Origin of the sequence: Streptomyces sp. NPDC056527 (genome assembly GCF_042794475.1) — a bacterium.
Lineage (GTDB): Bacteria > Actinomycetota > Actinomycetes > Streptomycetales > Streptomycetaceae > Streptomyces.
Window position 1 is genome coordinate 87,167 of sequence record NZ_JBHTTQ010000006.1, and the last position, 25,374, is coordinate 112,540.

Consider the following 25,374-nt stretch of genomic DNA (forward strand, 5'->3'; position numbering starts at 1 on the left):
CACGACGACTCCCCCTGGCGGCTTCGGGCACGGTCCCGTCTCCACCAGGGGGACTCTCCCCGCCTTGTGGATCGGGGCCGACCGAACGAGGATCGACGAAGATCGTGATGACCACCAGGACGACTCGCCTGCGGAGTGTCGTCGTCTGTGCCGGTGCCGGGGGTCTCGCCCTCGGTCTGGAGCAGGCGGGCTTCGACCCTGTGCTCCTGCTCGACAACAGGACCGTCACCTGTGACACGCTCCTGGCGAACAGGCCCACGTGGGACGTCCTCGACCTCGACCTGCTCGACTTCGACCCCGCCGACCATCAGCAGACCTACGACGTGGACCTGCTCGCGGCCGGTCTACCCCGCGTCAAGGCAACCGCCTCCGTGCGCCGCGCCGACAGGGATGACGAGTCGGAGGTGCTCAAGGCCACCATCATGTTGATGCACGGTGTCCGGCCCAGGGCCCTGCTGATCGAGAACGTCCCCGACCTCGTCACCAAGCCGGCGTACGGTCCCATTCGGGAGTACATCGCCGAGGAACTCGTCCACCTCGGCTACGACATTCAGTGGTTCGTGCTCAACGCAGCGGATTTCGGAGTGGCGCAGGATCGAAAGCAAGGAGTCATGGTCGCCTTCAGGGACGGGCACTCGGATTCGTTCGCCCCGCCCCTGGCCTCCGTCGCACGCCACCGGACCGTCGGGGATGTACTCGGCCCGTCCATGGGCGACCGTGGCTGGCCCCAGGCCGCCGAGTGGGCCGCCCAGGCCGACCGGCCGGCACCGACCCTGGTCGGTGGCTCCTGGAACCGCGGCGGTGCGGACCTGGGACCGACCGGGACCAAGCGCGCGTGGGCACGCATGGGAGTGGACGGCGGTACCGTGGCCGACCTCGTGCCCGGCCCGGACTTCGCCTGGGATCCGTCACGAGGACGCCCCGGGATGATGCCCCTCACCGTGCGTCAAGCCGCCGCCCTTCAGGGCTTCCCTTCCGACTGGGTCTTCGCGGGCCGGAAGACCGCACAGTATCGGCAGGTGGGCCACGCCACCCCTCCTCCGGTCGGACGAGCGCTGGGCGAAGCGATCAAAGCGGCGTTGCAGTCCTGCCCCGACGCGCAGAATCCGTCACCCTACGACCATCCGGGAGCGACGGCCGACAGCCTCGCTGATCGCCGCGCCGAGCCGGGTAACCTGTAGCGCTGCTGGGGTCGCCCGGTCCGCTTCACGAACACACCATCCCAGGAGATCACGTGCCACGCCCCGAGATTGTCGACTTGTTCGCCGGACCCGGCGGGCTCGACGTCGCGGCGCGCGATCTCGGCTACGAGGTGACGGGCATCGAGTTCGACCAGGACGCGTGCGATACACGAACTGCCGCCGGGCTCCTCACGTTGCAGGGAGACGTGCAGGACTTCGGCCCTCACAAGTTCCCGAATGCCACCGTGCTTGCCGGTGGTCCTCCGTGCCAGACCTTCACCGTCGCCGGGAGCGGCGCAGGCCGCCGTGCCTTGGACGAGGTGATCGGTTTCGTGAAGCGGATGGCCTGCGGAGAGGACGTCCGGTCGGAACTCGCCGTGCTCGACGATCCGCGTACCGGACTCGTCCTGGAGCCGCTGCGCTGGGCGCTGGAAGCACTTCGTGACGGTCGGCCGTACGAGGCGATCATTCTGGAGCAGGTGCCTGCGGTCCTCCCTGTCTGGCGGGAGTACGGAAAGGTCCTGTCCCGGAATGGATACTGGGTCGCCGAGCCCAAGGTGTTGCACACGGAACAGTTCGGCGTGCCGCAGACACGGCGTCGCGCCATCCTCGTAGCCCGCCTCAATGGCATCGTCGAACTGCCGGAGCCCACCCACCGTCTGTTCCGCAAGGGTGTGCGTCGTGAGGAGGGAGACCCGCGCCTGGCGCCCTGGGTTCCCATGTCGGAGGTCCTCGACCGGAGGACACCTTTCGAGGTCGTCTCGAACTACGGCACCGGCGGCGACCCCCGGGCCCGCGGTCGCCGCTCGTCCGACCAACCCGCTTTCACGGTCACCGGCAAGGTCTCTCGCAACCGTGTCGTCGCCGGGGACGGAACAGAGCTTCCTCGCTTCACCGACTCCGAGGCCGGGATCCTGCAGACGTTCCCCGCCGACTACCCCTGGTCCGGCCGGGCCATCGCCCAGCAGATCGGCAACGCGATCCCGCCTCTGCTGGGCAGGGCGGTCCTCGAAGCCGCGATCGGTTCGGCCGACGAGTACGCGGGCTGATCACCCGGTCACGCGAGGTCCGAGGGCTTCGACAGGGTGACTCCCGGCGTTCTGGGAGCGGGAACGGACGGCCCGGTCTCCCCATCGGGCTCATGGCCCTTCCTCTGCCGTAGCGGCGCCTCCGCTCGCAGCTTCTCGAAGAGCGGGAGCAGCGCGTCGACGGCGGCGCCCTGGACACGACCGTCCTCAGGACCTTCCGGGAGACGGTCCCAGTCCACCGCCACGCCGACACCGGCCTGGATCCAGTCGTGGAGTTCGTCGACGTCGGGGTCGCCGTCCCGCGCAAGCACGTCGTACATGAGCGTGCTGCCGGCCGCGTTCACCGCGGAGGAGAAGGCGTTGACGTGGTCACCGGGACGGGGAACGCCCGAGTCCAGGAGACTTCCGATGACACGGATCATGGCCTGGGCCGTGGGGCGGTGGTCGATCACGTCCAGGCGCATCGTGGTGTTCAGGACGTCCTGGACTCGGCAGGCCGTGACGACGGGGCGGTAGTCGTCGCCATCGCGGAAGAGTTCGGCGGCCCACCAGAGGCGCGAGAAGCTCTGGGTGTAGTGGGGACCGCTGAAGCGGGCGGCCGTGGCGATGCCCGGGCCTTCGGCGTTGTCGGCTCCCTTGTGTCGCCAGACCACGTAATCGGGGGCGACGATCATGGCCAGATGGTTCCAGAGACGACTGTCGGCAGCCTCCGCACGGGTCATCCGCAGGGTTGCGTGAAGACGAGGAGCAAGCCAGCCGTCGGCCGCGTGGCGATCGTCCGCGAAAAGCCTCATGGTCTTGTCGAGGAGTTCGCGGACCGGCGCCGTGCGCCGCCGCTCCGCGGTCCGGGCGTCATACGCGACGCAGGCGCGGGCAAGCGCCACCGGCGGTGGGAGTTCCCGGCCGGACTGGATGCCTCGGCTGAGGTACTTGGCGACGGCGGTGTCGGGCAGTAGCGCGAGCACGGGCGGCATGTCGACGGGGGTGAGGGGGCTCATCAGGTGCCGCTCCTGTCCGCGCGGTCGACGGCGCGGACTGCGTCGGTCAGCTTCTTCGCGATCCGGCTCCGCTTGCCCGCCGCGTATTGGATGGTCGTCTGCAGTTCGGACCAGCCGAACCCCTTGGTACGGCGTTCCTCGATGTCGTGCAGGGCGTCGGTGAGCTGACGGCCGGGGAGCACATCCGGGAGCATCATCCGAAGGACGGATTCGCGCCAGCCCGTAGGCATGACCGGAGTGCCGTCCTCGTCACTGTCGAGATCACTGACGGCGCTGTGGAACATGGCAGTCCACGCCTCCTGAGCGACCCGACTGGAGGTCATGTCCCGCAGCAGCTTCTCAGCCGGGGTTCCCCCGCTTCCGCCGAGCAGTTCCACGAGCCCGTCGACGCATCCGGTGTTGAGGTAGACGGTGGGCATTTCGCCGGTGGTCTCCACGATCCAGGGTGAGTCCTTGTACGTTCGGAGCCATTCCTCAGGCCCCTCACGAAAGTCCGCCTCCACGATCTCGATCTCGCGTTGGCGCACCGGAGTGGCGCCGTTCAGGTCGAGATACCAGTCGTGTTCGGGAGTGCCGATCACCCGACCCTCGACTCCGTCGACGGTGGCGACGACGGACAGGCCGAGCGTGGCACGGTGCAGGTGACGACTCCGGTGGAGGTCGATGGCGCCGATCCAGACACCGTCCGTCGTCCGCTTGAGGCGTGCCGTGGTCCGGGCGTTGGTCGCCTTCTCCGTGAGGGCGGCCAGGCAGACCAGGTCCGTCCACTCCCCGTCGGCGACCTCTGCCTCGGGGAGCGATGCCTGCAACCGAATCGTGCAGTACTCCCAGTTCTCCCGACCGGACTGGTGGAGGGCCACGGTCCGCTCGGGCTTGGAGACGTGGGAGTACGGAAGTGGAGACGTCCCGTCGACCGTGATCGCGAGGACGTCGAGGTCGATGTCGCCGAAAAGGGTGGTATAGGGGTAGACGGACTTCATGCCGCTCCTCCACGGGCCTTCTGGACGTCGATGACAAGACGGGCGAGACCGCCCTGGACGGGGTGGGTCGCCGCGTCGGTCACCCCGGTGAACACGGCTGTCCGCACCCCAGGGTCGACGACAAGGTTGCCGTTCTCCATTCGGCAGTCGTCCGAGGCGGCGAGCACGGCCCATCCCACAGCGGGGCGGCCACCGGATCGCACGTCGAACTTGGCCACGGGGGTCAGCACCCAGGGGTCCTCGGCATCGGGAAGCTTGAGGCCGACAGTGACGTGCCAGGCGCCGCCGGCTTCGACACGCGCTTGAACGCTGCGTACGACCGGGAAGCCTTGGGCCCGCCTCCCGCCGGAAGCGCTCCCGGAGCCGCTGTCCAGCTTGAGCAGCTCGCGGAGGGCGGCGGGGCCGTTGGCGCGGGCGGTCTCCCGGCGACCCACCAGGCCGCGTACCGCCTTGTCGATCGCGGTCCGGAATTCCTTGAGCCGAGTGAGAGCGCCCCGCTCGTAGAGAGTGGTGAGCTCCTCGGTTCGGTCCCAGCGGTCGTGCTCGGGTGGCTCGGACGCACGCAGGAACGCCTCTGCCAGTACGACGTCCTCACCCTCCCGACCGGTGGCGAAGCCGGCCAGCAGGACTGCCTGGAACGGCGGGGTTCCGAGGGGAAGATCTCGGGGGCGCTGTTCGGTGATGGTCATCCGATTGCCTCGCATGCAGACGACCCGGCTGTGGCGCTCGTCCTGATCCGCGGCCGACGTCAGCAGGAGGACTGCGAGGTGCTCACGACCTTTGTCCCGGGCACGGCCGCGCCCCTTGAGCGGGGAGACGACGAGGGGGACCTCGACGAGTGCGACCTGATCACTCGAAGTCAGTTCGGGAACCGTCTCCCCGTCGAGGTACGTCTGGAACGCACGCCCCAGTGCGGGGTGGTGGGCATGAGGGTCGACTCGCTCCTCGGAGATCAGGACGTGGCCGTTGCGGAGGGTGGTGACACTCGCCTCCATCAGCGCACCCGCCGACTTGCCTCCGATCATGGAGGCCCAGAATCCGTCGGCGAGCGATCGGACGAGCTTGCCGTGCATCTCCTGGAGGGTCTCGGCGTCTCCTGAGGCGTCGTGAGCGCCGACGATGAGGAAGGAGGTACCGGGGGAGTCCCCTCGTCGGTCCAGGTGGAGTGAGCGCACCTCGTCCTCGTCCGCCCACCACGAGCGGGACACGCCCTTGTGGACGGACTCGGGATCGGCCTCACCGAACCACGCCGGGCCGGCGTAGGACTCGCCGTCGAGTTCATGCCAAGGCAGGTCCAGGCGTCCGACGACACGGCGCTCGGTTCGTCCCTCGTGAGGCTCGGAGAGGGTGGAGTTGACGAGGACGAGACCCAGACGACTGGTCGCCCACAGAGTGGCCTTGCCCAGTCCGTACGAACCACCCGCACGACCGCCTGCCTGCTTGTGACTGTCGAGCTGGCGACGTACAACGGCGGCGTAACGGCCGTCTTGATACTCCGGGCCGGTGAGACCGGCAGCGTTGTAGTCCTCGACACGGAGCAGGAGCAGGGACTGCTGCTCGTCCAGATCGTCGAGTGCGGCCTGGAGGCTGCGGGACACCTTCTGGCCGCCGGCGGCGGCGGCCTCGTAGTGCGGGCGCAGTTCGCTCCACCGCATGGCGGCGAGGAATTTGTCGAGGTGTTCGCCGGTGAGTTCGTGAAGGACGTAGCGAACATGGACCGGAGCCCTGAGGTCGAGGCGCTCGTCGAGCGAATTCTGAGTGGCCTCGCGGGCGAGGACGGACAGGTCGGCATCGAAGGCGAAGGCCGCAGCGTTGCCGTACTCGCGGCCGCCGTCGGTATGCGCCGGTCGATGGTGCCACTGCCGGGGAAGGGCGGAGGTGATGTCCGTGGTGCGGTTGCGGACCGAGGCGGGATCGATGTCGAAGACGGCGGCGATGGCCCGCTTGACCTCCTCGCGGGGTTCGGCGCGTCCGGTGGTCCACGCGGAGACCGCGGCCCGGGTGAGTCCGAGGCGCTGTGCAAGGTCGACCTGCTTCATGTCCGCTCGCGCGAGCTGGCGCACCAGCCAGGTGCCGAACTCCTCGCCATGTGATTCCGTCACGCCTGCCCCCTGGTTCTCACCCCTCGCTGCGCCCACCGCACACAGCGACGTATTCCCTTCGCCCCTCACCACCCCACAGCCACGTTACCATCTGTCATTTGACGGGTGCAGATTGTCAAATATCGGTGGTCGAACCGCCCTCCAGGCCGGTCCCGGCAACTGTGTCGCGTATTCCTCTCCCGACCCGTCGGAGGGGCCGCCGCTCCATGACGATCGCGGCCACCCGTGCGGCGGCCTCGTCCGCGGCCTCGTGCTCCCAGACCCGCAGGGGCACCCAACCCGCTTCCGCTAGGCGGGCGTCGGTGTTCGCGTCCCGCATCCGATTCTTCTCGATCTTCTCCCGCCAGAACGCCGAGTTCCTCTTCGGCCACGTCGCATGTTCGGGACAGCCGTGCCAGAAGCAGCCGTCGACGAAGACGGCAACTTTGGCAGGGCCGAAGACGATGTCCGCCTCCCGACGCACACCCTTGAGCGGACGCCGGTGAACCCGATATCGGAACCCGGAAGCGTGCAGGGCACGACGCAGCGCCATCTCCACATCGGTGTTCCGGCTGCGCTGCTTGCTCATCCGGGAGCTCGTCTCCGCAGTCGTCTCCAGGGCCCTCATGATGGCCATTGTGGCGCGGATTCGGTGCAGATGATCGTGGTCCCGGGAGTGGAGCGTCGTGTCCTAGGCTCGAAGCACGACGTTCCGACCAGGAAGGCCCCACCATGCCCCGCATCCCCGCCCCCGCCATAGCCGCCGTCGGACTCGTCGGTGGGTACGCCGTCGCGCGGTGGACCAAGAAGCGGCCCCTCGGGGGTGTCGTGCTTGCCGGTGCCGGGGTCGTCGCCGCACGGGAGTGGCAGCAGGTGGCGGGTGGGAAGGCCGCCGCCGCGCTGACCGGGGCCTACGTCGCCGCGTTCGCCGGGTCGCATCCGCTGGCCAAGAAGGTCGGGGCCTGGCCCGCCGTATTCTCCGTCGCCGGGGCCATGGCCGGGACCTCGTGGGCCGTCACTCGCAACAAGGGCTGAAGTCCCGCGTCACACGCTGAACGGCCCAGCCGTTCCGTACGTACTAACCAGTGCCCTCCCCATGAGCGCTGGGCGGGCAGGTCCCCTACCCCCTCCCGCCCAGCGCACCCCTTCCCGAACAAGGCCCATCACCTCACCGCCCAGCGGCACCCCTGCGAGGCCAATCGCTCGGCCCCCGCGACAGCACCCCCTGCGAGGCCGGCCTCGGGCGGCCCCCCGAGCAAGGCCGATCACCTCAGCCTCCGCCCCCGGGCGGCCCCCCGAACAAGGCCGATCACCTCAGCCTCAGCCTCCGCCCCCGGCACGCCCCCCAACCGAGGCCCCCCACACACCCGCAGCGCCCCCTCAGCCCCCCACCGCGTGGCTCACCGTGTAGATCAGCAGGCCCGCCAGGGCGCCCACCACCGTGCCGTTGATGCGGATGAACTGGAGGTCCCGGCCGATGTTCGCCTCGATCTTCTTCGACGTCTGGTCCGCGTCCCAGCTCGCCACCGTGTCGCTGATCAGCGACGTGATCTCCGCGCGGTACGTCGTGACCACATAGGCCGCCGCGTCCTCCGCCCAGCCCTCCACCTTCGCCTGCAGGCGGCCGTCCGTCACCAGCCTGCCGCCCAGGGAGATCAGGGACGCCCGCGCCCGCAGGCGCAGCTGGCTGCGGTCGTCCTCCGCCGCCGCGATGATCAGGCCCCGCACCGACGACCAGGCCGAGGCGATGATGTCCTGGATCTCCGGGCGTGCCAGCAGGTCCGCCTTCAGGCGTTCCACCCGCGCCCGGGTGTCCGTGTCCGCCTGGAGGTCCGCCGCGAAGTCCGTCAGGAAGCGGTCGATCGCGGCGCGCGCCGGGTGCTCCGGCATGTCCCGCATCTCCGTGACGAAGCGCAGCAGCTCCTTGTAGACCCGCTCCCCCACCCGACGGTCCACGAACCTCGGCGTCCAGCCCGGCGCGCCGCCCTGGACCGCGTCCATCACCGAGTCGCCGTGGAACACCAGCCAGTCGTGCGCCCGCGCGCACACCAGGTCCACGGCCCTGCGGTGGGCTCCGTCGGAGACGATCTTCTCCAGCGTCTTGCCTATCCCCGGCGCGATCTCCGCCGCCTCCGCACGTCGGGTGATCGCCTCGCCGACCACCGCCTGGACGTCCGAGTCCCGCAGGACCGTCAGGGCGCCGCGCAGCGCCGTGGCCAGCTCCCGCGTCACCCGGTCCGCGTGGTCCGGCTCCGCCAGCCACGCGCCCAGGCGGCCCGCGATGCCCAGCGCGTGCAGCCTCCCCCGTACGACATCCGCCGACAGGAAGTTCTCGCCGACGAAGGAACCCAGCGTGGTGCCGAGCTGGTCCTTCTTCGTCGGGATGATCGCCGTGTGCGGGATCGGCAGGCCCAGCGGGCGCCGGAAGAGCGCCGTCACCGCGAACCAGTCCGCCAGCGCGCCGACCATGCCGGCCTCCGCCGCGGCCGCCACATAGCCGGCCCAGGCGCCCCATCCCGCGTTCTCCGCCCATGTCGCCAGGGCGTAGATCACCGCCACCACGAGAAGCAGACCCGTGGCCAGGGCCTTCATCCGGCGCACCCCGCGATGACGCTCCGCGTCCGCCGCCGTGTACGCGAACGCCACCAGCGGCCGCCGCGCCTCGCCGAGCGTCGCGCCGGACCGCCCGCCCGGCGTCTCCCCGCGCGCGCCGCCCGCCGACCCGCTCCTCGTGTCGCTCATCACCCCACCTCCCTACATCAGGGACTTCCCGGACGCACCTCAAGTTCCCGTTCCCCGTACATCTTCGCGATCACCGCCTCGATGTCCGGCTCCCGCACCGACAGGTCCACCAGCGGATACGCCTCCGCCACCGCCGCCACGAGCGGTGCCGCCGACGCCGAGGCCGGGAAGGCGAGCACCTGCCGCGGGCCCTCCGACCGTACGAATCGCGCCCCGGGCAGCTCGATCGGCGGCAGCTCGCGCTCCAGGTCCACCACCAGCTGACGCTCGCTGGCGGCCCCCACCTCGTGCAGCCCCGCCAGCTCGCCGTCGTACATCAGCCGGCCGTGGTCGATCACCATCACCCGCTTGCACAGTTGCTCGATGTCCGTCAGGTCATGGGTCGTCAGCAGGACCGTCGTGCCCTGTGTCGCGTTGAGCTCGCGCAGGAACTCCCGTACCCGCGCCTTCGACACCACGTCGAGCCCGATCGTCGGCTCGTCCAGGTAGAGCACGTCCGGGTCGTGCAGCAGCGCCGCCGCGATGTCGCCGCGCATCCGCTGGCCCAGCGACAGCTGCCGTACGGGTACGTCCAGCAGCTCGCCCAGTTCGAGGAGTTCCACGCAGCGGTCGAGATTGGCGGCGAAGCGTTCGTCCGGGATCCGGTACATCCGGTGCATCAGCCGGTACGAGTCCTTCAGCGGCAGGTCCCACCAGAGCGTCGTCCGCTGCCCGAACACCACCCCGATCCGCTGAGCGAGCCGCGTCCGCTCCCGTGCCGGGTCGATGCCCGCGACCCGCAGACGGCCGCCGCTGGGAGTGAGGATGCCCGTCAGCATCTTGATGGTGGTCGACTTGCCCGCGCCGTTCGGGCCGATGTAGCCGACCATCTCGCCGCGCTCCACGCCGAAGCCGATCCCGTCGACCGCCCGGACCTCACGCTTCTCCCGGCGCAGCAGCCCCGCCCTCCGCCGCACCGTGAAGACCTTCTGCACGTCGTCCAGCTCGATGAAGGCCATGTCTCAGCTCCCTGTGCTTCGGTACGAACGGAGTCCCGCGCGCCACGCCAGGCCGGCGAGGGCGCAGCAGACCAGCGCCACCGGCGGCGACGCGAAGGCCAGCCAGGACGGCACCCCGGCCGGCGCGGGCCGGCCCAGGATGTGAAGCGCCGGCAGCCAGTTCACGAACGCCAGCGGGACGACGTACACGACCCCGCGCACCAGATCCTGCGCGAAGATCGCCGGCGGGTACTGCAGCAGCGTGTTCCCGCCGTACGTGAACGAGCTGGTCACCTCCGCCGCGTCCTGCGCCCAGAACAGCGCCGACGCGCCGACGACCATCACCGCCGAGAAGATCAGCGTGCCGCAGAGCACCATCACCGGCAGCAGCAGCACCTTCACCGCGGTCCACTCCACGTCCAGGATCAGCAGCGCCCAGACGAGTACGAACAGTCCCTGGGCCACCCGGCCGAGCCGCCGCAGCGCGAACTTGTCCGCCGCCACCTGCGCGAGCACCGGCGCCGGCCGCAGCAGGAACATGTCGAACGAGCCGTCCCGCACCCGCCTGCCCATCCGCTGGAGCGAGCCCATCGTCAGGTCCGCGAGGCCGAAGGACGCGCCGGTCGCCCCGTACAGGAACGCGACCTCGGCGAAGGCGAAGCCGCCGAGCCCCTCCACCTGACCGAACATCAGCAGGATCACGACGAAGTCGAAGAAGGTGACGGCGAAGGAGGTGACCAGCGTCAGAGCGAAGGACGTGCGGTACGTCATCGTCGAACGGATCCACATGCCGGCGACCATCCGGTACGTCCGCCAGGACTCCGCGAACCAGGACGATCCGGGGGCCGGCGGCACAGCCTCCGTACCGCGTGACGGCACAGGCTCCCCACCGCCCGCAGACCCGGGAGCCGGGCCGCCGTACGCCCCGCGCACCACCCCCGACTCCCCCAGCACAGGCGTCTCACCCACCCTGCACCACCACCTTCCGTGTCGCCAGCGACTGCGCCAGCCGTCCCGCCACCAGCAGCACCGCCGCCCAGCCGAGCTGGAAGGCATACGCCCCCACCAGCCCCCACCCCTCGTACTTCTCCAGGTACACATCCGCCGGGATCTGCAGCATCGACGCCCACGGCAGCACTCGCGCCACCTCGCCCAGCGCTCCCGGAAAGACGTTCAGCGGCAGCAGCATCCCGGAGAAGAACAGCCCGCCCAGCCACGCCACCTGCACCACGCCCTGACCGTCCATCAGCCAGAACGCACTCATCGCCACCAGGTACCAGATCGCGAAGCTCACCGTCGCGCCCAGCGCGATCGCCAGCAGGAACGCGAGCCAGGTGGACGCCCGCTCGGGCAGCGTGATGTCGAAGACGAGCGCGCCGACCGCCATCGGGGCCACTCCGCGCCCGAGCAGCTGGTACGCGCTCCGCCCCGCGTTGGCGGCGAACCACCAGGCCTGCAGATCGGCCGGCCGGTAGAGGTCGACGGCGATGTCACCCGTCCTGATCCGTTCGATCAGCTCGTCCTCGAACCCGCCGCCCATCAGCCCGCAGACGGTGATCAGCCCCTGGCCGATCCACACATAGGCGAGCGCGTCGGCCATGTCGTACCCGCCGAGCTGTGGCCGCTCGCCCCACAGGGCGATATAGGTGTACGACAGGATGAACCCGAAGACGGTGTTGGTGAACACCCCCGCCGCCGTGGCCATCCGGTACGTGGCATGGCGCCGGAACCCACCCGCGGCCACCGTCGCGTACAGCAGCCGCATCGGTTCCCTTCCCTCTCGTCCGGTGCTCCCCGACGGCACCAAAGCGCACGACCCTAGTACCCCGCACGCCGCCAACGCGAGTGCTTTACGAGTCGCATTCCTCAGGTTCTGTCCCGGTGCGTGCAGTATGGGGGAGCCATCCCCTTCATCCGGTACGGGAGCTCCACCATGAGCGAGGACCAGCCACACCGGCCCGGCTGGGCGCCCAGGGACCCCACCGTCCCCACCCCGCCACCCAAACGCCCACGACGCTCCCGCCCCCGACGCATCCTGCGGGCGCTCCTCGGCACCTTCCTCCTCGGCACCCTGCTGCTCCTCGGCGGACTCGTCGCCGGCTACCTGCTCGTGGACATCCCGCCCGCCAACTCCGCCGCGATCGCGCAGTCCAACGTGTACCTCTACAGCGACGGCAGCCAGATCGCCCGCGACGGCGAGGTCAACCGCGAGAACGTACGCCTCATGCACGTCCCCGCGTCCGTCCGGCACGCCGTACTCGCCGCGGAGGACCGCGACTTCTACTCCGACCGAGCCGTCGTCGACCCCAAGGCCATGGTCCGCGCCACCTGGAACACCGTCACCGGCAAGGGCCGTCAGTCCGGCTCCACCATCACCCAGCAGTACGTCAAGAACTACTACCTGGGCCAGGAGCAGACCATCACCCGCAAGGTGAAGGAGTTCTTCATCGCCATCAAGCTCAACCGCGAGAAGAGCAAGGACGAGATCCTCGAGGGCTATCTGAACACCAGCTACTTCGGCCGCAACGCCTACGGCATCCAGGCCGCCGCCCGCGCCTACTACGGCAAGGACGCCGGGCACCTCGACACCGCCGAGGGCGCGTACCTCGCCTCCCTGCTCAAGGCCCCCAGCGCCTACGACGTCGCCACCCACCCCGAGAACCGGACCAAGGCGCTCGGCCGTTGGAGTTACGTCCTGGACGGCATGGTCAAGGAGAAGTGGCTCTCCCCCGCCGAGCGGACCGGCACCGCCTTCCCGTCCCCGCAGACGGCCCGCCCCGCCACCGGCCTCTCCGGGCAGCGCGGCTACCTCGTCCAGGCCGTCGAGGAGTATCTGACCGGCAACGGCATCGTCGACGAGAAGACCCTGGCCGGCGGCGGCTTCCGGATCACCACCACCCTGGAGAAGGAGAAGCAGGACGCCTTCGTCACGGCCGTCGAGGACCAGGTGATGTCGAAGCTCGACCCCGCACGCAACCCCACCGACCGCTTCGTACGGGTCGGGGGCGCCGCGATCGACCCGGCGACCGGCCGGGTCCTCGCCCTGTACGGCGGCATCGACTACACCCGGCAGTACGTCAACAACGCCACGCGCCGCGACTACCAGGTCGGCTCCACCTTCAAGCCCTTCGTCCTCACCGCGGCGCTCCAGCACGGATCGCTCACCCAGGAGGGCGAGCGGATCACCCCGAACACGTACTACGACGGCACCGACAAGCGCCCCGTGCTGGGCTGGGACGGCGACTACTACGCCCCGGGCAACGAGGACGACGAGTCGTACGGCGACATCACCGTACGGTCCGCCACCGACAGCTCGGTCAACGCCGTGTACGCGCAGATGGCCGTCGACGTCGGGCCCGCGAAGGTCCGGGAGACGGCCGTCGCCCTCGGCGTACCGAAGAGCACCCCCGACCTCAACGCCTCCCCCTCCATCGCGCTGGGCCCCGCCACCGCGAGCGTCCTCGACATGGCGGAGGCGTACGCCACCCTCGCCAACCACGGCCGGCACGGCACGTACAGCCTCGTCGAGAAGGTCACCAAGGACGGCGAGGACCTGGAGCTGCCGGCCTCCGGAAGCCGGCAGGCGGTGACCCGGGAGGCCGCGGACACGACGACCTCGGTGCTGCGGAGCGTGGTCGAGTTCGGTTCGGGAACGGCGGCCCTGACCGCGGGCCGTCCCGCCGCGGGCAAGACGGGCACGGCCGAGGACGACAAGGCCGCCTGGTTCGCGGGGTACACCCCGGATCTGGCGACGGTGGTCACGATGATGGGCCAGGACCCGGACACGGGCGAGCAGAAGTCGCTGTACGGGGCGCTCGGACTGCCCCGGATCAACGGGGGCGGGCCACCGGCGGAGATCTGGGGCCAGTTCACTCGGGACGCGCTGGCGGGGACCGAGCCGCAGGAGTTCGAGCTCGAACTCGGGGCCGGCGCGCAGGAGTCATGGGACCCGCTGCGGCCGGACGGATCGGACACGGCGGAGGAGTGGGAGGAGTCGGACGAGGGCATGGAGGGCCCGCAGAGGACGCAGGACCACACTCGGACACCGCCGGTACCGCTGACGCCTCTCACGCCCCAGGCGCCTCAGAAGCCTCAGCGACCGGCTCGCCCCGAGCCGCAAACGGAGCCGGAGCGCCCCGCGGCCCAGGGCGGAGTGGACGGCGGCGCCACGGCCCCGGACCAGAGCGGGGGAGGCACGCCTCCCGTCACCACCACCGAGTCGACCCCCGAGGCGGCTCCCCCACCGCCGCCGGTGCAGCCGGCGGCCTCGCCGAGCTAGTGCCCCGAGGTCGCCTTCAGACCCACCACCGCGACCAGGAGCAGACAGACGAAGAAGATCCGGGCGGCGGTCGCCGGCTCACCGAGCACCACCATGCCGAACACCGCCGCACCGGCCGCGCCGATTCCGACCCAGACGCCGTACGCCGTACCGATGGGCAGCGTCTTGGCGGCCTGGGACAGCAGCAGCATGGAGGCGACGATCCCGGCGCCCGTGAACACACTGGGCCAGAGGCGGGTGAACCCGTCCGTGTACTTCATGCCGATCGACCAGCCGACCTCGAGCAGACCGGCGACGATGAGAAGAACCCAGGCCATGACGACGAACACCTCCGCGAGACGGAACAACAGGGGTGCGTCGTCTTTGCGTACTGCGGTGCAGCTGGCCCGGTACGGCGCGTCTCGTCGGGTGGCTCCACAGTAGCAAAATCCATACGAAAGGCCTGGTGACACCGGTCACCAGGCCTTCGGCTAGGACGTTCCGCGGAACCGTCCTACAGGTAGAGCCCCGTGGTATCCGTGGACCCCTCGAACCGGTCCGCGGCCACGGCGTGCAGATCGCGCTCCCGCATCAGGACGTACGCGACGCCCCGCACCTCGACCTCGGCGCGGTCCTCGGGGTCGTACAGAACGCGGTCGCCGGTCTCGACCGTACGGACGTTCTGGCCGACCGCGACGACCTCGGCCCAGGCCAGCCTGCGGCCGACGGCGGCGGTCGCCGGGATGAGGATGCCACCGCCGGAGCGCCGCTCCCCCTCGGGGGAGTCGGTCCGGACCAGCACACGGTCGTGGAGCATCCGGATGGGCAGCTTGTCGTGGGTGTTGTCGCTCACGACTCGAACCTACCTGTCCGGGCGTGTCGGCCGTACTCGGGAGGGGTCATCCCTTGCGCTTGCGCGAGGAGACCGCGAGCAGCCCGACGAGGGCCACGGCGACCACCGCCACCGGAACCACCCGCTCCAGGCGCGGCGCGCCGTCGTCGTGGGTGAACCGGGCCTTCACGTCGGAGCAGGCCCGACTGACTGCGGCGGCCGCTCGTCCGACGGTGTGGTCGACCGTGGAGACGACCTTCGCCTTCGCGTCGCCGACGATCGTCTTCGGGTGCATCCGAATGCCGATCTCGTCGAGAGTGACGGCGAGCTGCTCGCGCCGGCGGACGATGTCCGCCTCGATCTGCGCAGGGGTCCTGGCCTCCGACACCGCGCTGCCTCCGTAGTCGTAATCGGTCGTTGACGGACAGTCTCTCAGTTTCTCCGTCCGCGGTCTGTCTCAGGCCCCCATTAGGCTCGGTCGTGTACGCCCAGACATCCCGAGGAGAGCCATGAGCGAGCGACTTCAGCCCGGCGACACCGCCCCCGCCTTCACCCTGCCCGACGCGGACGGCAACGAGGTCTCGCTCGCTGACCACAAGGGCCGCAAGGTCATCGTCTACTTCTACCCGGCGGCGCTCACCCCCGGCTGCACCAAGCAGGCGTGCGACTTCACGGACAACCTGGCGCTGCTGGCGGGCGCGGGCTACGACGTCATCGGCGTGTCGCCGGACAAGCCGGAGAAGCTGGCGAAGTTCCGCGAGCAGGAGCACCTGAAGGTGACCCTGGTGGGCGACCCGTCGAAGGAGACCCTGGAGGCGTACGGCGCCTTCGGCGAGAAGAAGCTCTACGGCAAGACGGTGACGGGCGTGATCCGCTCGACGGTGATCGTCGACGAGGACGGCAAGGTCGAGCGCGCGCTGTACAACGTGAAGGCGACGGGCCACGTAGCCAAGATCATCAAGGACCTGGGGATCTGAACCGGGCTCTCGCGTAGATGGGTCGCACGGCTTTCTTCGCAAAGCGGTGCGACCCGTTCCGCATTTCGGACGAATAAGGACGTGACTGTCCGATATTCGGATCGTTAATCCGTACGGGACCGCGAACAGGTGGCCGGGGCGGAGGGGATGCGGAATGCCGGGCAGTTCATCCGTGTACAGCCGGGAACGACTCAGCGCCGCCGTGGCCGAGTCGAGCGGCTGGACCGACCTCATGCACCGACTCGGCGTCGCAGCGAGCGGCGGACGTCGACGGACACTGCAGTCGAAGATCGCCGAGTACGGCATCGAGACCAGCCATTTCAAGCAGCGGAGCCCTTGGCGCAAGTACACCGACAGCGCCATCGCCGAGGCGGTCGCTTCCTCGACGACGCTGCGCGAGGTCGTGCAGAAACTCGGCGCACCGCCGGCGACCGGAACGCTCTCGCACATCCGTCGGCGAATCGCAGCGGCCGGAATCGACGTGAGTCACTTGCCTGGACTCAACCGATCGACGACGGAGCTGCCGTTCACCACGGACGAACTCAGGGCGGCTGCGGCATCCGCACGCAGCGTCCGCGAGGTGGCGCGCCTGCTCGGCGTACCCGATGACAGCAAGTCCCGCGCCGCGCTGAGACAGATGCTCCACAAGCGGGAGATCGACATCGCCCACTTCACCCACAGGCGGCCCACGGTGCCGGCAGATCGCCTGAGTGCGGCAGTGGCCGAGTCCACCAGTTTCGCCGAGGTCATGCGCGCCCTCGGACTCCCCGTGAGTGACCAGAACCACCGCCGGGTGAGAAGGCGGGCGGCCGAGCTCGACCTCGACACCTCTCACTTCAAGCGGCGGACATGGGGCACGGTGCGAGTCACGGAGCCGAGGGCCGTCGCGGACCAGGTTCTCCGGGTACGCCCCGACGGGTCGTCGCGGGAGAACCGCGACCGTCTCCACCGCGCCCTCACCGAAACAGGCGTCCCGTACCGCTGCGTCGAGTGCGGGAACGAGGGCGAGTGGCGGGGCCGGACCATCACTCTGCAGATCGACCACGTCAACGGGAACTGGCTCGACAATCGCCGAGAGAACCTTCGCTACCTGTGCCCCAACTGCCATGCGGCTACCGATACCTGGTGCAGGCGGCGCAAATCGCCGAAGTCCCGCCCGGTACGATGGCAGGCGGCAAGCGGCGGTGGCGCAACGGCGACGCAGCAGACTTAGGATCTGTGGCCCGTGAAACGGCTTGAGGGTTCGAATCCCTTCCGCCGCACACTAAAGGCCTGCGAATCGAATGATCGATTCGCAGGCCATTTCCGTACCCGACCTCAGCCCAGCAGCTCCCGCACCACCGGTACCAGCGCCCTGAACGCCTTCCCCCGGTGGCTGATCGCGTTCTTCTCCTCCGGGGAGAGTTCCGCGCACGTCACCTCGTAGCCCTCCGGCTGGAGGATCGGGTCGTAGCCGAAGCCGTTCGTGCCCACCGGGGTGTGGCGGAGGGTGCCCGGCATGCGGCCCTCCACCACGCGCTCGCGGCCGTCCGGGAGGGCCAGGGCCGCCGCGCAGGCGAAGTGGGCCGCGCGGTGGGTGTCGTCGATGTCTCCGAGTTGGGCCAGGAGCAGGTCCAGGTTCGCGCGGTCGTTGCCGTGGGTGCCGGACCAGCGGGCCGAGAAGATGCCGGGGGCGCCGTTCAGGACGTCGACGCAGAGGCCGGAGTCGTCGGCGACGGCCGGCAGGCCGGTGGCCTGGGCCAGGGCGTGGGCCTTGAGGAGAGCGTTCTCGGCGAAGGTGACGCCGGTCTCCTTGACGTCGGGGATCTCCGGGTACGCGTCCGCGCCGACGAGTTCGTGGGTGAGTCCTGCGTCGGCGAGGATCGCGTGGAGTTCGGTGATCTTCCCGGCGTTGCGGGTGGCGAGGATCAGACGGGTCATGGTCCCGATTATCCCGGGGTGCAGACCTTGCCGATCTCGGCGGCCGCGTCGGTGATCGGCTTGATGTCCGGGGTGGTGTCGCCGTTGTTGACGGAGGTCTTGACGGATTCGACGCCCTTGGTGAGGTCGTCGACGGCCTTGGAGAGGTCGGCGTTGTCCGTCGTGTCCTTGAGCTTGCCGAGTTCGGTGGAGATCTCGTTCAGGGACTCGTTGAGCTGCGTCGGGTCGTTGGAGGCGCTGGAGGCGGCCTGCTCGAGCTTGCTGACGCTGGTGGCTATCGCGTCGGCGGTCGCGACGCAGTCCATCGCCTTGTCGAGTGCTCCACAGCCGACGAGGGTGGTGGTGAGTACGGCTGCCGAGGCCACGGTGAGTGCGAGACGGCGCTTCAAGACGGGTCCTCCCCAGGGGATATGGATGTACGGGCGTACGGCTCCTGCCGTACGCCCGTGTTCATGGAGACGCCGTGGCGCCCTAGAGAGTTCCTTCGAGCGCCTTGCGCTGGATCTCGGCGAGGTCGGCGCAGCCGCCGGAGGCGAGGTCGAGGAGGGCGTTGAGCTCCTTGCGGTCGAAGGGCTCGGCCTCGGCGGTGCCCTGGACCTCGACGAAGCGGCCGTCGCCGGTGCAGACGACGTTCATGTCGGTCTCGGCGCGGACGTCCTCCTCGTAGCAGAGGTCGAGGAGGGGGGTGCCGTCGACGATGCCGACGGAGACGGCGGCGACGGTGCCGGTGAGCGGCTTGCGGCCGGCCTTGACCAGCTTCTTGGTCTGGGCCCAGGAGACCGCGTCGGCGAGGGCGACGTAGGCGCCGGTGATGGCGGCGGTGCGGGTGCCGCCGTCGGCCTGGAGGACGTCGCAGTCGAGGACGATGGTGTTCTCGCCGAGCGCCTTGTAGTCGATGACGGCGCGCAGGGAGCGGCCGATGAGGCGGGAGATCTCGTGCGTACGGCCGCCGATCTTGCCGCGGACGGATTCGCGGTCGCCGCGGGTGTTGGTGGCGCGCGGCAGCATCGAGTACTCGCCGGTGACCCAGCCCTCGCCGCTGCCCTTGCGCCAGCGCGGGACGCCTTCGGTGACGGAGGCGGTGCAGAAGACCTTGGTGTCGCCGAAGGAGATGAGGACGGAGCCCTCGGCGTGCTTGCTCCATCCGCGTTCGATGGTGACGGGGCGGAGCTGTTCGGGGGTACGGCCGTCGATACGAGACATGGCACGAGCGTAGCCGTACATGGCGAGGGGCCCGTTCCCCTGCCGGAACGGGCCCCTGTGCCGATGAGGCTGGTTACATCATGTCTTCGATGTCGGCGGCGATGGGGTCGGCGTCGGTGCCGATGACGACCTGGATCGCGGTGCCCATCTTGACGACGCCGTGGGCGCCGGCGGCCTTGAGCGCGGCCTCGTCGACCTTGGAGGGGTCCACGACCTCGGTGCGGAGGCGGGTGATGCAGCCCTCGACCTCTTCGATGTTGTCGATGCCGCCGAGGCCGGCGACGATCTTCTCAGCCTTGCTGGCCATGTTCTCTCCCTGTCCGTTCCGTCTCAAGAAACGTGAGTCTCGGCGCACCGACGGTCCGCTTTGTCACGGTAACCCACGGTTGGCCCAACTTCGCGAGCGGGTGCCTGGGTTCTGTCGAATGATGACGATCACCGGCAACCTGCCCTCAGTGGGCTCCGGGAGCCTATCGCAACTGGTCTACACCAGTGTGCAACGCGAGTCGGGCCCGGCCTGTTCCGGGTCAGGGAGGACGCCGATGAGTACGGAAAGCGCCGCCGCGCCGCCGCGGAAATCGAGATGGGGCGTTCTCTTCCAGGGCCTGCAGAAGATGGGCCGCAGCCTCCAGCTGCCCATCGCCGTCCTCCCGGCGGCCGGCATCATCAACCGCCTCGGACAGCCGGACGTCTTCGGGGCGGACGGTCTCGGCTGGGACAACGTCGCGAAGGTGATGGCGGGCGCCGGCGGCGCGCTGCTCGACGGCAACCTCGGCCTGCCCCTGCTGTTCTGCATCGGTGTCGCCATCGGCATGGCGAAGAAGGCGGACGGCTCGACCGCGCTCGCGGCCGCGGTCGGCTTCCTCGTCTACTACAACGTGCTGCGCCAGTTCCCCGAGGACTGCCCGCCGGGCACCGCGGACATCAACGGTGGATGCCTGGCTCCCGAGCAGGCCTTCACCGGGTACACGTACCAGAACCCCGGGGTCTTCGGCGGCATCGTCATCGGCCTCCTCGCGGCCTGGCTCTGGCAGCGCTACCACCGGAAGAAGCTCGTCGACTGGCTGGGCTTCTTCAACGGCCGCCGGCTCGTACCGATCATCATGACCTTCGTCGCGATCGCCTTCGCCTCCCTGTGCCTGTGGGTCTGGCCGCCGATCGGAGACGCGCTGGAGAACTTCAGCGACTGGCTGGTGGGCCTGGGCGCCTGGGGTTCGGGCATCTTCGGCGTCGCGAACCGGGCGCTGCTCGTCATCGGCCTGCACCAGTTCCTGAACGTGCCGATCTGGTTCCAGTTCGGCACGTACGAGAAGCCGGACGGCACGACGGTCCACGGCGACATCCCCATGTTCCTCGCGGGAGACCCGAACGCGGGCCAGTTCCTGACGGGCTTCTTCCCGATCATGATGTTCGCGCTGCCGGCGGCCGCGCTGGCGATCACCCACTGCGCCAAGCCGCACCGGCGCAAGGAGGTGGGCGGCATGATGCTGTCGGTCGCGCTGACCTCGTTCGTCACCGGCATCACGGAGCCGATCGAGTACTCGTTCCTCTTCATCGCCCCGCTGCTCTACGTCATCCACGCCGTGCTCACGGGTGTGTCGATGGCGGTGACCTGGGCGCTGGGGGTCAAGGACGGTTTCAGCTTCTCGGCCGGTCTGATCGACTACGTCATCAACTGGAACCTCGCGACGAAGCCGTGGCTGATCATTCCGATCGGCCTGGCCTTCGCGCTCGTCTACTACGTGATCTTCCGGTTCGCGATCACCAAGTTCGACCTCCCGACGCCGGGGCGGGAGCCGGACGAGCTGAGCGAGGAGATGGACCGGGACGTCACCAAGGCGTAGCCGATCCGGGCCTTTCGGCCCGGCGCACGGAGCCCCCCAGGGCCCTCGGACCTCATGGTCCGGGGGCCCTTCGTCGTTCACGCCCAGCTATGGCTCGGGCACACAGAATTCGCAGGTTCCTTATCTAAGTCTCACGTGCTAAAACTGGTCTACACCACTCATTGGTGTAGACCACGCGGTCCAGTCCACCGCGTTCCACGAGACGCCGCCGTCGCCCCCGTTTCATGTCCTCTGGCGGCGCCTTGCCTTACTGGAGGAAGTTGATGAGTACGGCCACCGCCCAGGCCGCCGCTCCCGCGAAGAAGCGCGGATCCGGCCTGTTCCAGGGCCTGCAGAAGGTCGGTCGCAGCCTGCAGCTGCCGATCGCCGTACTGCCGGCCGCGGGTATCTTGCTCCGTCTCGGCCAGCCCGACGTGTTCGGTGCCGATGGCCTCGGCTGGGACAAGGTCGCCTCCGTCTTCGCCACGGCGGGTGACGCGGTCTTCGCCAACATGCCGCTGCTGTTCTGCGTCGGCATCGCGATCGGCTTCGCGAAGAAGGCTGACGGCTCGACCGCGCTCGCCGCGCTGGTCGGCTTCCTGGTCTACAAGAACGTGCTCACCGCGTTCCCGACCTCCGAGGCCGTCGTCAACACGACCGCCAACAAGGGAGTCGACGTCGCCGCGACGTACAACGACCCCAAGGTCTTCGGCGGCATCATCATGGGTCTGCTCGCCGGCGTCATATGGCAGAAGTACCACCGCACCAAGCTGGTCGACTGGCTCGGCTTCTTCAACGGCCGTCGTCTCGTCCCGATCATCATGGCCTTCGTCGGCACCGTGATGGGTGTTCTCTTCGGTCTGCTCTGGGAGCCCGTCGGCAACGTCATCACCGACTTCGGCAACTGGATGACCGGGCTGGGCGCCGTCGGCTCCGGCGTCTTCGGCGCCATCAACCGCGGTCTGCTGCCGGTCGGCATGCACCAGTTCGTGAACACCGTGGCCTGGCAGGAGATCGGCTCCTTCACGGACTCCACCGGTGCGGTCTGGCACGGCGACCTCCCGCGCTTCTTCCACGGTGACCCGACCGCCGGTCAGTTCATGTCCGGCTTCTTCCCGATCATGATGTTCGCGCTGCCGGCCGTCGCGCTCGCCATCACCCACGCCGCCCGCCCCGAGCGCCGCAAGGTCGTCGGCGGCATGATGTTCTCGCTGGCCCTGACCTCGTTCGTCACGGGTATCACCGAGCCCATCGAGTTCGCGTTCATGTTCCTGGCGCCGCTGCTGTACGTGATCCACGCGGTGCTCACCGCCGCCTCGATGGTGATCACCTCGGCCCTCGGCGTGCACCACGGCTTCACCTTCTCCGCCGGTGCGCTGGACTACTTCCTGAACTGGACCTACGCCACCAAGCCCTGGATGATCATCCCGATCGGCCTGGTCTTCGCGGTGATCTACTACGTGGTCTTCCGCTTCGCGATCACCAAGTTCAACATCATGACCCCGGGCCGCGAGCCCGAGGAGGAGCTCGAGGACCTCACCAAGGCGTGAGCCTCGCCCGTACGACGGAAGGGCCCCGGAACCGAATGGTTCCGGGGCCCTTCCCGTATGCCTCAGACCTCGTACACCGCGCCCGCGTACGCCAGCTCCGACGGCCCGTCGTAGACCGCCCGCGCGTCCGCCAGGTTCTGGGTGCCGTCCGTCCACGGCGGGATGTGGGTCAGCACCAGCCGGCCCACCGAGGAGCGGGCCGCCTCGGCGCCCGCCTCCCGGCCGTTGAGGTGCAGCGCCGGGATGTCCTCCTTGCCATGGGTGAAGGACGCCTCGCACAGGAACAGATCCGTGCCGTCCGCCAGTTCGTGCAGCGCCTCGCAGACGCCCGTGTCGCCCGAGTACGTGAGCGAACGGCCGCCGTGCTCGACCCTGATGGCGTACGCCTCCACCGGGTGGCACACCTTCTCCGTACGCACGGAGAACGGGCCGATCTCGAAGGAGCCGGACTTCAGGGTCCGGAAGTCGAAGACCTCGCTCATCGACTTGTCCGAGGGCGTGTCCGCGTACGCCGTGGTCAGTCGCTGTTCGGCGCCCTCCGGGGCGAAGACCGGGATCGGCTCGCAGCGGCCGCCGTCATGGCGGTAGTAGCGGGCGACGAAGTACCCGCACATGTCGATGCAGTGATCGGCGTGGAGGTGGCTGAGGAAGATGGCGTCGAGGTCGTACAGACCGATGTGGCGCTGCAGCTCGCCCAGGGCGCCGTTGCCCATGTCGAGGAGCAGCCGGAAGCCGTCGGCCTCTACGAGGTAGCTCGAGCAGGCCGAATCCGCGGACGGGAAGGACCCTGAGCAGCCGACGACGGTGAGCTTCATGGAGCGTGAACCTCCGAGGGCGGAGAAGCGGCGGGGGAGGTCGTGCGATGCGTCGAGCGTAAGGCGCGTCAGGGCTCGTCGCTCCTCCGCGGCGTCCCGTTGTGGGCGAACTCACGGGCTCTGTCACCGGTTCGGATGGACCTGGGGCGGGAGGGCGCGGGGTACGGGTCACCGGTAACGTCTTGGGGTATGGACACGTCCTGGTGGCCGGCGCTCGTCGCGGTCGTGGTGATCGCGCTGGTCGTGGCGGTGGCGGACGGCCTGAAGCGCTCGGCCCGGCGACCCGGTGGGCGGACGCGTCCGCCCGCGCGCCCCCCGGCCCGGCCGCGCGCCCCGGGGAAGGCGCCCGCTCGGGTGCCGCGGGCGGGCGAGATCTGGTGGGCGGACGTGCCGTACGAGGACGGGCCGGGCTCGAAGGACCGTCCGTGTCTGGTGCTGGCGCTGCGGGGGGACTCCGCCCTGGTCGCCAAGATCACCAGCAGGTACCACGACGAGCGGCCCGGGGTGATCGCGCTCCCGCCGGGGTCGGTGGGGGACGCGCGGGGGCGGCCCAGCTTCCTGGAGACGGACGAGCTGCGGGAGGTCCCGGTGTGGGAGTTCCGTCGCAGAGTGGGAACGGCGGACCCGGTCGTCTGGGACCAGGTCCGCCATTTGGCCTCGTGAGCGCGGAGCGCCGTGAGGGCTACGCCCAGAGCTGGCCCTGGACCGTCTCGATCGCCTCTTCCGTGGTCGCCGCCGTGTAGAGGCCGGTCGACAGGTACTTCCAGCCGCCGTCCGCGACGACGAAGACGATGTCCGCGCTCTCGCCCGCCTTCACGGCCTTGTTGCCGACGCCGATCGCCGCGTGCAGCGCCGCGCCCGTCGAGACGCCGGCGAAGATGCCCTCCTGCTGGAGGAGTTCCCGGGTACGGGTCACGGCGTCGGCCGAACCGACCGAGAAGCGGGTGGTGAGGACGGAGGCGTCGTACAGCTCGGGCACGAAGCCCTCGTCCAGGTTCCGCAGGCCGTAGACGAGGTCGTCGTAGCGCGGTTCGGCGGCGACGATCTTGACGTCCGGCTTGTGCTCGCGCAGGTAGCGGCCCACCCCCATGAGGGTGCCGGTGGTGCCGAGGCCCGCCACGAAGTGGGTGACGGAGGGCAGGTCGGCGAGGATCTCGGGGCCGGTGGTGGCGTAGTGGGCGCCCGCGTTGTCCGGGTTGCCGTACTGGTAGAGCATCACCCACGTGGGGTTCTCGGCCGCGATCTCCTTGGCGACCCGTACCGCGGTGTTCGACCCGCCCGCCGCGGGGGACGAGATGATCTCGGCGCCCCACATGGCGAGCAGCTGTCGGCGCTCCTCGCTGGTGTTCTCCGGCATGACGCAGACGATGCGGTAGCCCTTGAGCTTGGCCGCCATCGCGAGCGAGATGCCGGTGTTGCCGCTGGTCGGTTCCAGGATGGTGCAGCCGGGGGTGAGCCGGCCGTCCTTCTCGGCCTGCTCGATCATGTGGAGCGCGGGGCGGTCCTTGACCGAGCCGGTGGGGTTGCGGTCCTCCAGCTTGGCCCAGATGCGGACGTCGTCCGAGGGCGAGAGCCGGGGCAGCCGCACCAGGGGCGTGTTGCCGACCGCCGCCAGCGGGGAGTCGTAGCGCATGTGGATCAGACCATGCCGCCGGCGACGGCCGGCAGGATCGTGACGTTGTCGCCGTCGGCCAGCTTGGTGTTGATGCCGTCCAGGAAGCGGACGTCCTCGTCGTTCAGGTAGACGTTGACGAAGCGGCGCAGCTCGCCGCCCTTGGCCTCGTCGACGATTCGGGCCTGGATGCCCGCGTGACGGGTCTCGAGGTCGGTGAAGAGCTCGGCGAGCGTCGCACCGCTGCCCTCGACGGCCTTGGCGCCGTCGGTGTAGGTGCGGAGGATGGTCGGGATGCGGACCTCGATGGCCATGGCGTGGGCTCCTGTCGGAAGTGGCGTGAAAGGCGCGCGGCTCTGAATGCCCCCGCGCGGGGGGTCGTGCTCCTGGGTGCGCT

At 69.5% G+C, this 25,374-nt stretch carries 27 protein-coding genes, 1 tRNA gene and 1 riboswitch; of the genes, 10 read left to right on the plus strand and 18 right to left on the minus strand.

Annotated features, from left to right (window positions below; translation table 11 throughout):
• The first annotated feature begins 107 nt into the window (after positions 1-107).
• On the plus strand, positions 108-1,181 hold the full coding sequence (locus ACFQ7Q_RS05390; protein ID WP_383550225.1) for a DNA cytosine methyltransferase: 1,074 nt from the start codon (positions 108-110) through the stop codon (positions 1,179-1,181).
• Positions 1,182-1,234: 53 nt separating this feature from the next.
• Positions 1,235-2,230, plus strand: coding sequence for a DNA cytosine methyltransferase (locus ACFQ7Q_RS05395; RefSeq protein ID WP_383550228.1), 996 nt, complete (start codon positions 1,235-1,237; stop codon positions 2,228-2,230).
• A gap of 8 nt (positions 2,231-2,238) precedes the next feature.
• Here ACFQ7Q_RS05395 and ACFQ7Q_RS05400 read toward each other — a convergent pair whose 3' ends face one another.
• The 4 genes from ACFQ7Q_RS05400 to ACFQ7Q_RS05415 form a co-directional block, all read right to left on the minus strand.
• A complete protein-coding gene (locus tag ACFQ7Q_RS05400; RefSeq protein ID WP_383550231.1) occupies positions 2,239-3,207 on the minus strand; it encodes a DUF6339 family protein in 969 nt (322 codons plus the stop codon).
• On the minus strand, positions 3,207-4,187 hold the full coding sequence (locus tag ACFQ7Q_RS05405) for a hypothetical protein (RefSeq protein ID WP_383550235.1): 981 nt from the start codon (positions 4,185-4,187) through the stop codon (positions 3,207-3,209). Before ACFQ7Q_RS05405 ends, ACFQ7Q_RS05400 begins: the two co-directional genes overlap by 1 nt.
• Entirely contained in the window at positions 4,184-6,226 is a 2,043-nt protein-coding gene (locus ACFQ7Q_RS05410) for a helix-turn-helix domain-containing protein (protein ID WP_383550388.1), read from the minus strand. Before ACFQ7Q_RS05410 ends, ACFQ7Q_RS05405 begins: the two co-directional genes overlap by 4 nt.
• A 178-nt stretch (positions 6,227-6,404) precedes the next feature.
• Positions 6,405-6,905, minus strand: a complete 501-nt coding sequence (locus ACFQ7Q_RS05415) for a very short patch repair endonuclease (protein ID WP_383550238.1) — start codon at positions 6,903-6,905, stop codon at positions 6,405-6,407.
• Positions 6,906-7,000: 95 nt separating this feature from the next.
• Between ACFQ7Q_RS05415 and ACFQ7Q_RS05420 the strand changes: the two genes are divergently transcribed.
• Positions 7,001-7,303 (plus strand): hypothetical protein, encoded by a 303-nt coding sequence (locus tag ACFQ7Q_RS05420; RefSeq protein ID WP_383550241.1) that lies wholly within the window; start codon positions 7,001-7,003, stop codon positions 7,301-7,303.
• A 345-nt stretch (positions 7,304-7,648) separates the two neighbouring features.
• Here ACFQ7Q_RS05420 and ACFQ7Q_RS05425 read toward each other — a convergent pair whose 3' ends face one another.
• From ACFQ7Q_RS05425 to ACFQ7Q_RS05440, 4 genes are all read right to left on the minus strand, one after another.
• Positions 7,649-9,010, minus strand: a complete 1,362-nt coding sequence (locus ACFQ7Q_RS05425; protein WP_383550244.1) for a DUF445 domain-containing protein — start codon at positions 9,008-9,010, stop codon at positions 7,649-7,651.
• Positions 9,011-9,027: 17 nt separating this feature from the next.
• Positions 9,028-10,008 (minus strand): ATP-binding cassette domain-containing protein, encoded by a 981-nt coding sequence (locus ACFQ7Q_RS05430; RefSeq protein WP_383550246.1) that lies wholly within the window; start codon positions 10,006-10,008, stop codon positions 9,028-9,030.
• Positions 10,009-10,011: 3 nt separating this feature from the next.
• Positions 10,012-10,788 (minus strand): ABC transporter permease, encoded by a 777-nt coding sequence (locus ACFQ7Q_RS05435; protein WP_383550390.1) that lies wholly within the window; start codon positions 10,786-10,788, stop codon positions 10,012-10,014.
• Between the two features lie 160 nt (positions 10,789-10,948).
• Complete coding sequence (locus ACFQ7Q_RS05440; RefSeq protein WP_383550249.1) at positions 10,949-11,752, minus strand: ABC transporter permease; 804 nt, start codon at positions 11,750-11,752, stop codon at positions 10,949-10,951.
• 168 nt (positions 11,753-11,920) lie between these two features.
• On the opposite strand from ACFQ7Q_RS05440, the gene ACFQ7Q_RS05445 reads away from it, so the two are divergent.
• Positions 11,921-14,266, plus strand: coding sequence for a transglycosylase domain-containing protein (locus ACFQ7Q_RS05445; RefSeq protein ID WP_383550252.1), 2,346 nt, complete (start codon positions 11,921-11,923; stop codon positions 14,264-14,266).
• Here the strand turns inward: ACFQ7Q_RS05445 and ACFQ7Q_RS05450 are convergent.
• The 3 genes from ACFQ7Q_RS05450 to ACFQ7Q_RS05460 form a co-directional block, all read right to left on the minus strand.
• On the minus strand, positions 14,263-14,583 hold the full coding sequence (locus tag ACFQ7Q_RS05450) for a DMT family transporter (protein ID WP_383550255.1): 321 nt from the start codon (positions 14,581-14,583) through the stop codon (positions 14,263-14,265). The genes ACFQ7Q_RS05445 and ACFQ7Q_RS05450 overlap by 4 nt on opposite strands.
• Before the next feature lie 34 nt (positions 14,584-14,617).
• A riboswitch (guanidine-III (ykkC-III) riboswitch) is annotated at positions 14,618-14,695 on the minus strand.
• A gap of 64 nt (positions 14,696-14,759) precedes the next feature.
• Positions 14,760-15,098 carry a co-chaperone GroES gene (locus ACFQ7Q_RS05455; protein ID WP_329120126.1) on the minus strand — a complete coding sequence of 113 codons (339 nt, stop codon included), beginning with the start codon at positions 15,096-15,098 and terminating at the stop codon, positions 14,760-14,762.
• Between the two features lie 46 nt (positions 15,099-15,144).
• Entirely contained in the window at positions 15,145-15,465 is a 321-nt protein-coding gene (locus ACFQ7Q_RS05460; RefSeq protein ID WP_383550258.1) for a DUF3618 domain-containing protein, read from the minus strand.
• A 121-nt stretch (positions 15,466-15,586) separates the two neighbouring features.
• On the opposite strand from ACFQ7Q_RS05460, the gene bcp reads away from it, so the two are divergent.
• From bcp to ACFQ7Q_RS05475, 3 genes are all read left to right on the plus strand, one after another.
• Positions 15,587-16,054, plus strand: coding sequence for a thioredoxin-dependent thiol peroxidase (bcp, locus tag ACFQ7Q_RS05465; RefSeq protein ID WP_383550261.1), 468 nt, complete (start codon positions 15,587-15,589; stop codon positions 16,052-16,054).
• A gap of 172 nt (positions 16,055-16,226) precedes the next feature.
• On the plus strand, positions 16,227-17,267 hold the full coding sequence (locus ACFQ7Q_RS05470) for an HNH endonuclease signature motif containing protein (RefSeq protein WP_383550264.1): 1,041 nt from the start codon (positions 16,227-16,229) through the stop codon (positions 17,265-17,267).
• Positions 17,233-17,316 (plus strand) — tRNA-Leu (locus ACFQ7Q_RS05475). The genes ACFQ7Q_RS05470 and ACFQ7Q_RS05475 overlap by 35 nt, the downstream gene beginning before the upstream one ends.
• A gap of 55 nt (positions 17,317-17,371) precedes the next feature.
• On the opposite strand, the gene rdgB is transcribed toward ACFQ7Q_RS05475, so the two are convergent.
• The 4 genes from rdgB to ACFQ7Q_RS05495 form a co-directional block, all read right to left on the minus strand.
• Positions 17,372-17,974: an RdgB/HAM1 family non-canonical purine NTP pyrophosphatase gene (gene rdgB, locus ACFQ7Q_RS05480; protein ID WP_383550266.1), complete on the minus strand. Its 603-nt coding sequence runs from the start codon at positions 17,972-17,974 to the stop codon at positions 17,372-17,374.
• Between the two features lie 8 nt (positions 17,975-17,982).
• On the minus strand, positions 17,983-18,363 hold the full coding sequence (locus ACFQ7Q_RS05485) for a hypothetical protein (RefSeq protein WP_383550268.1): 381 nt from the start codon (positions 18,361-18,363) through the stop codon (positions 17,983-17,985).
• 82 nt (positions 18,364-18,445) lie between these two features.
• Positions 18,446-19,177, minus strand: a complete 732-nt coding sequence (gene rph, locus ACFQ7Q_RS05490; RefSeq protein ID WP_383550270.1) for a ribonuclease PH — start codon at positions 19,175-19,177, stop codon at positions 18,446-18,448.
• A gap of 73 nt (positions 19,178-19,250) precedes the next feature.
• Positions 19,251-19,511, minus strand: a complete 261-nt coding sequence (locus ACFQ7Q_RS05495; RefSeq protein WP_383550272.1) for a glucose PTS transporter subunit EIIB — start codon at positions 19,509-19,511, stop codon at positions 19,251-19,253.
• Positions 19,512-19,719: 208 nt separating this feature from the next.
• Here ACFQ7Q_RS05495 and ACFQ7Q_RS05500 point away from each other — a divergent pair, with 208 nt between their 5' ends.
• Together ACFQ7Q_RS05500 and ACFQ7Q_RS05505 are read left to right on the plus strand one after the other, a co-directional pair.
• A complete protein-coding gene (locus ACFQ7Q_RS05500) occupies positions 19,720-21,021 on the plus strand; it encodes a PTS transporter subunit EIIC (RefSeq protein ID WP_383550274.1) in 1,302 nt (433 codons plus the stop codon).
• A gap of 263 nt (positions 21,022-21,284) precedes the next feature.
• Positions 21,285-22,550: a PTS transporter subunit EIIC gene (locus ACFQ7Q_RS05505; protein WP_383550276.1), complete on the plus strand. Its 1,266-nt coding sequence runs from the start codon at positions 21,285-21,287 to the stop codon at positions 22,548-22,550.
• Between the two features lie 62 nt (positions 22,551-22,612).
• Here ACFQ7Q_RS05505 and ACFQ7Q_RS05510 read toward each other — a convergent pair whose 3' ends face one another.
• Complete coding sequence (locus ACFQ7Q_RS05510; protein WP_383550278.1) at positions 22,613-23,365, minus strand: MBL fold metallo-hydrolase; 753 nt, start codon at positions 23,363-23,365, stop codon at positions 22,613-22,615.
• Between the two features lie 189 nt (positions 23,366-23,554).
• Here ACFQ7Q_RS05510 and ACFQ7Q_RS05515 point away from each other — a divergent pair, with 189 nt between their 5' ends.
• Entirely contained in the window at positions 23,555-24,028 is a 474-nt protein-coding gene (locus ACFQ7Q_RS05515; protein ID WP_383550280.1) for a type II toxin-antitoxin system PemK/MazF family toxin, read from the plus strand.
• A gap of 19 nt (positions 24,029-24,047) precedes the next feature.
• Here ACFQ7Q_RS05515 and ACFQ7Q_RS05520 read toward each other — a convergent pair whose 3' ends face one another.
• Both ACFQ7Q_RS05520 and ACFQ7Q_RS05525 read right to left on the minus strand, forming a co-directional pair.
• Positions 24,048-24,998 carry a PLP-dependent cysteine synthase family protein gene (locus tag ACFQ7Q_RS05520; RefSeq protein ID WP_383550282.1) on the minus strand — a complete coding sequence of 317 codons (951 nt, stop codon included), beginning with the start codon at positions 24,996-24,998 and terminating at the stop codon, positions 24,048-24,050.
• 5 nt (positions 24,999-25,003) lie between these two features.
• Positions 25,004-25,291 carry a MoaD/ThiS family protein gene (locus ACFQ7Q_RS05525; protein WP_362357392.1) on the minus strand — a complete coding sequence of 96 codons (288 nt, stop codon included), beginning with the start codon at positions 25,289-25,291 and terminating at the stop codon, positions 25,004-25,006.
• Between the last annotated feature and the right edge of the window lie 83 nt (positions 25,292-25,374).

Coding starts and splice junctions, on each gene's coding strand:
- ACFQ7Q_RS05400 (WP_383550231.1), bottom strand. CDS start 3,207: ATGAGCCCCCTCACCCCCGTCGACATGCCGCCCGTGCTCGCGCTACTG.
- ACFQ7Q_RS05520 (WP_383550282.1), bottom strand. CDS start 24,998: ATGCGCTACGACTCCCCGCTGGCGGCGGTCGGCAACACGCCCCTGGTG.
- ACFQ7Q_RS05425 (WP_383550244.1), bottom strand. CDS start 9,010: ATGAGCGACACGAGGAGCGGGTCGGCGGGCGGCGCGCGCGGGGAGACG.
- ACFQ7Q_RS05515 (WP_383550280.1), top strand. CDS start 23,555: ATGGACACGTCCTGGTGGCCGGCGCTCGTCGCGGTCGTGGTGATCGCG.
- ACFQ7Q_RS05430 (WP_383550246.1), bottom strand. CDS start 10,008: ATGGCCTTCATCGAGCTGGACGACGTGCAGAAGGTCTTCACGGTGCGG.
- ACFQ7Q_RS05415 (WP_383550238.1), bottom strand. CDS start 6,905: ATGGCCATCATGAGGGCCCTGGAGACGACTGCGGAGACGAGCTCCCGG.
- ACFQ7Q_RS05435 (WP_383550390.1), bottom strand. CDS start 10,788: ATGGTCGCCGGCATGTGGATCCGTTCGACGATGACGTACCGCACGTCC.
- ACFQ7Q_RS05405 (WP_383550235.1), bottom strand. CDS start 4,187: ATGAAGTCCGTCTACCCCTATACCACCCTTTTCGGCGACATCGACCTC.
- bcp (WP_383550261.1), top strand. CDS start 15,587: ATGAGCGAGCGACTTCAGCCCGGCGACACCGCCCCCGCCTTCACCCTG.
- ACFQ7Q_RS05510 (WP_383550278.1), bottom strand. CDS start 23,365: ATGAAGCTCACCGTCGTCGGCTGCTCAGGGTCCTTCCCGTCCGCGGAT.
- rdgB (WP_383550266.1), bottom strand. CDS start 17,974: ATGACCCGTCTGATCCTCGCCACCCGCAACGCCGGGAAGATCACCGAA.
- ACFQ7Q_RS05450 (WP_383550255.1), bottom strand. CDS start 14,583: ATGGCCTGGGTTCTTCTCATCGTCGCCGGTCTGCTCGAGGTCGGCTGG.
- ACFQ7Q_RS05410 (WP_383550388.1), bottom strand. CDS start 6,226: ATGAAGCAGGTCGACCTTGCACAGCGCCTCGGACTCACCCGGGCCGCG.
- ACFQ7Q_RS05440 (WP_383550249.1), bottom strand. CDS start 11,752: ATGCGGCTGCTGTACGCGACGGTGGCCGCGGGTGGGTTCCGGCGCCAT.
- ACFQ7Q_RS05420 (WP_383550241.1), top strand. CDS start 7,001: ATGCCCCGCATCCCCGCCCCCGCCATAGCCGCCGTCGGACTCGTCGGT.
- ACFQ7Q_RS05505 (WP_383550276.1), top strand. CDS start 21,285: ATGAGTACGGCCACCGCCCAGGCCGCCGCTCCCGCGAAGAAGCGCGGA.
- ACFQ7Q_RS05390 (WP_383550225.1), top strand. CDS start 108: ATGACCACCAGGACGACTCGCCTGCGGAGTGTCGTCGTCTGTGCCGGT.
- rph (WP_383550270.1), bottom strand. CDS start 19,177: ATGTCTCGTATCGACGGCCGTACCCCCGAACAGCTCCGCCCCGTCACC.
- ACFQ7Q_RS05445 (WP_383550252.1), top strand. CDS start 11,921: ATGAGCGAGGACCAGCCACACCGGCCCGGCTGGGCGCCCAGGGACCCC.
- ACFQ7Q_RS05525 (WP_362357392.1), bottom strand. CDS start 25,291: ATGGCCATCGAGGTCCGCATCCCGACCATCCTCCGCACCTACACCGAC.
- ACFQ7Q_RS05500 (WP_383550274.1), top strand. CDS start 19,720: ATGAGTACGGAAAGCGCCGCCGCGCCGCCGCGGAAATCGAGATGGGGC.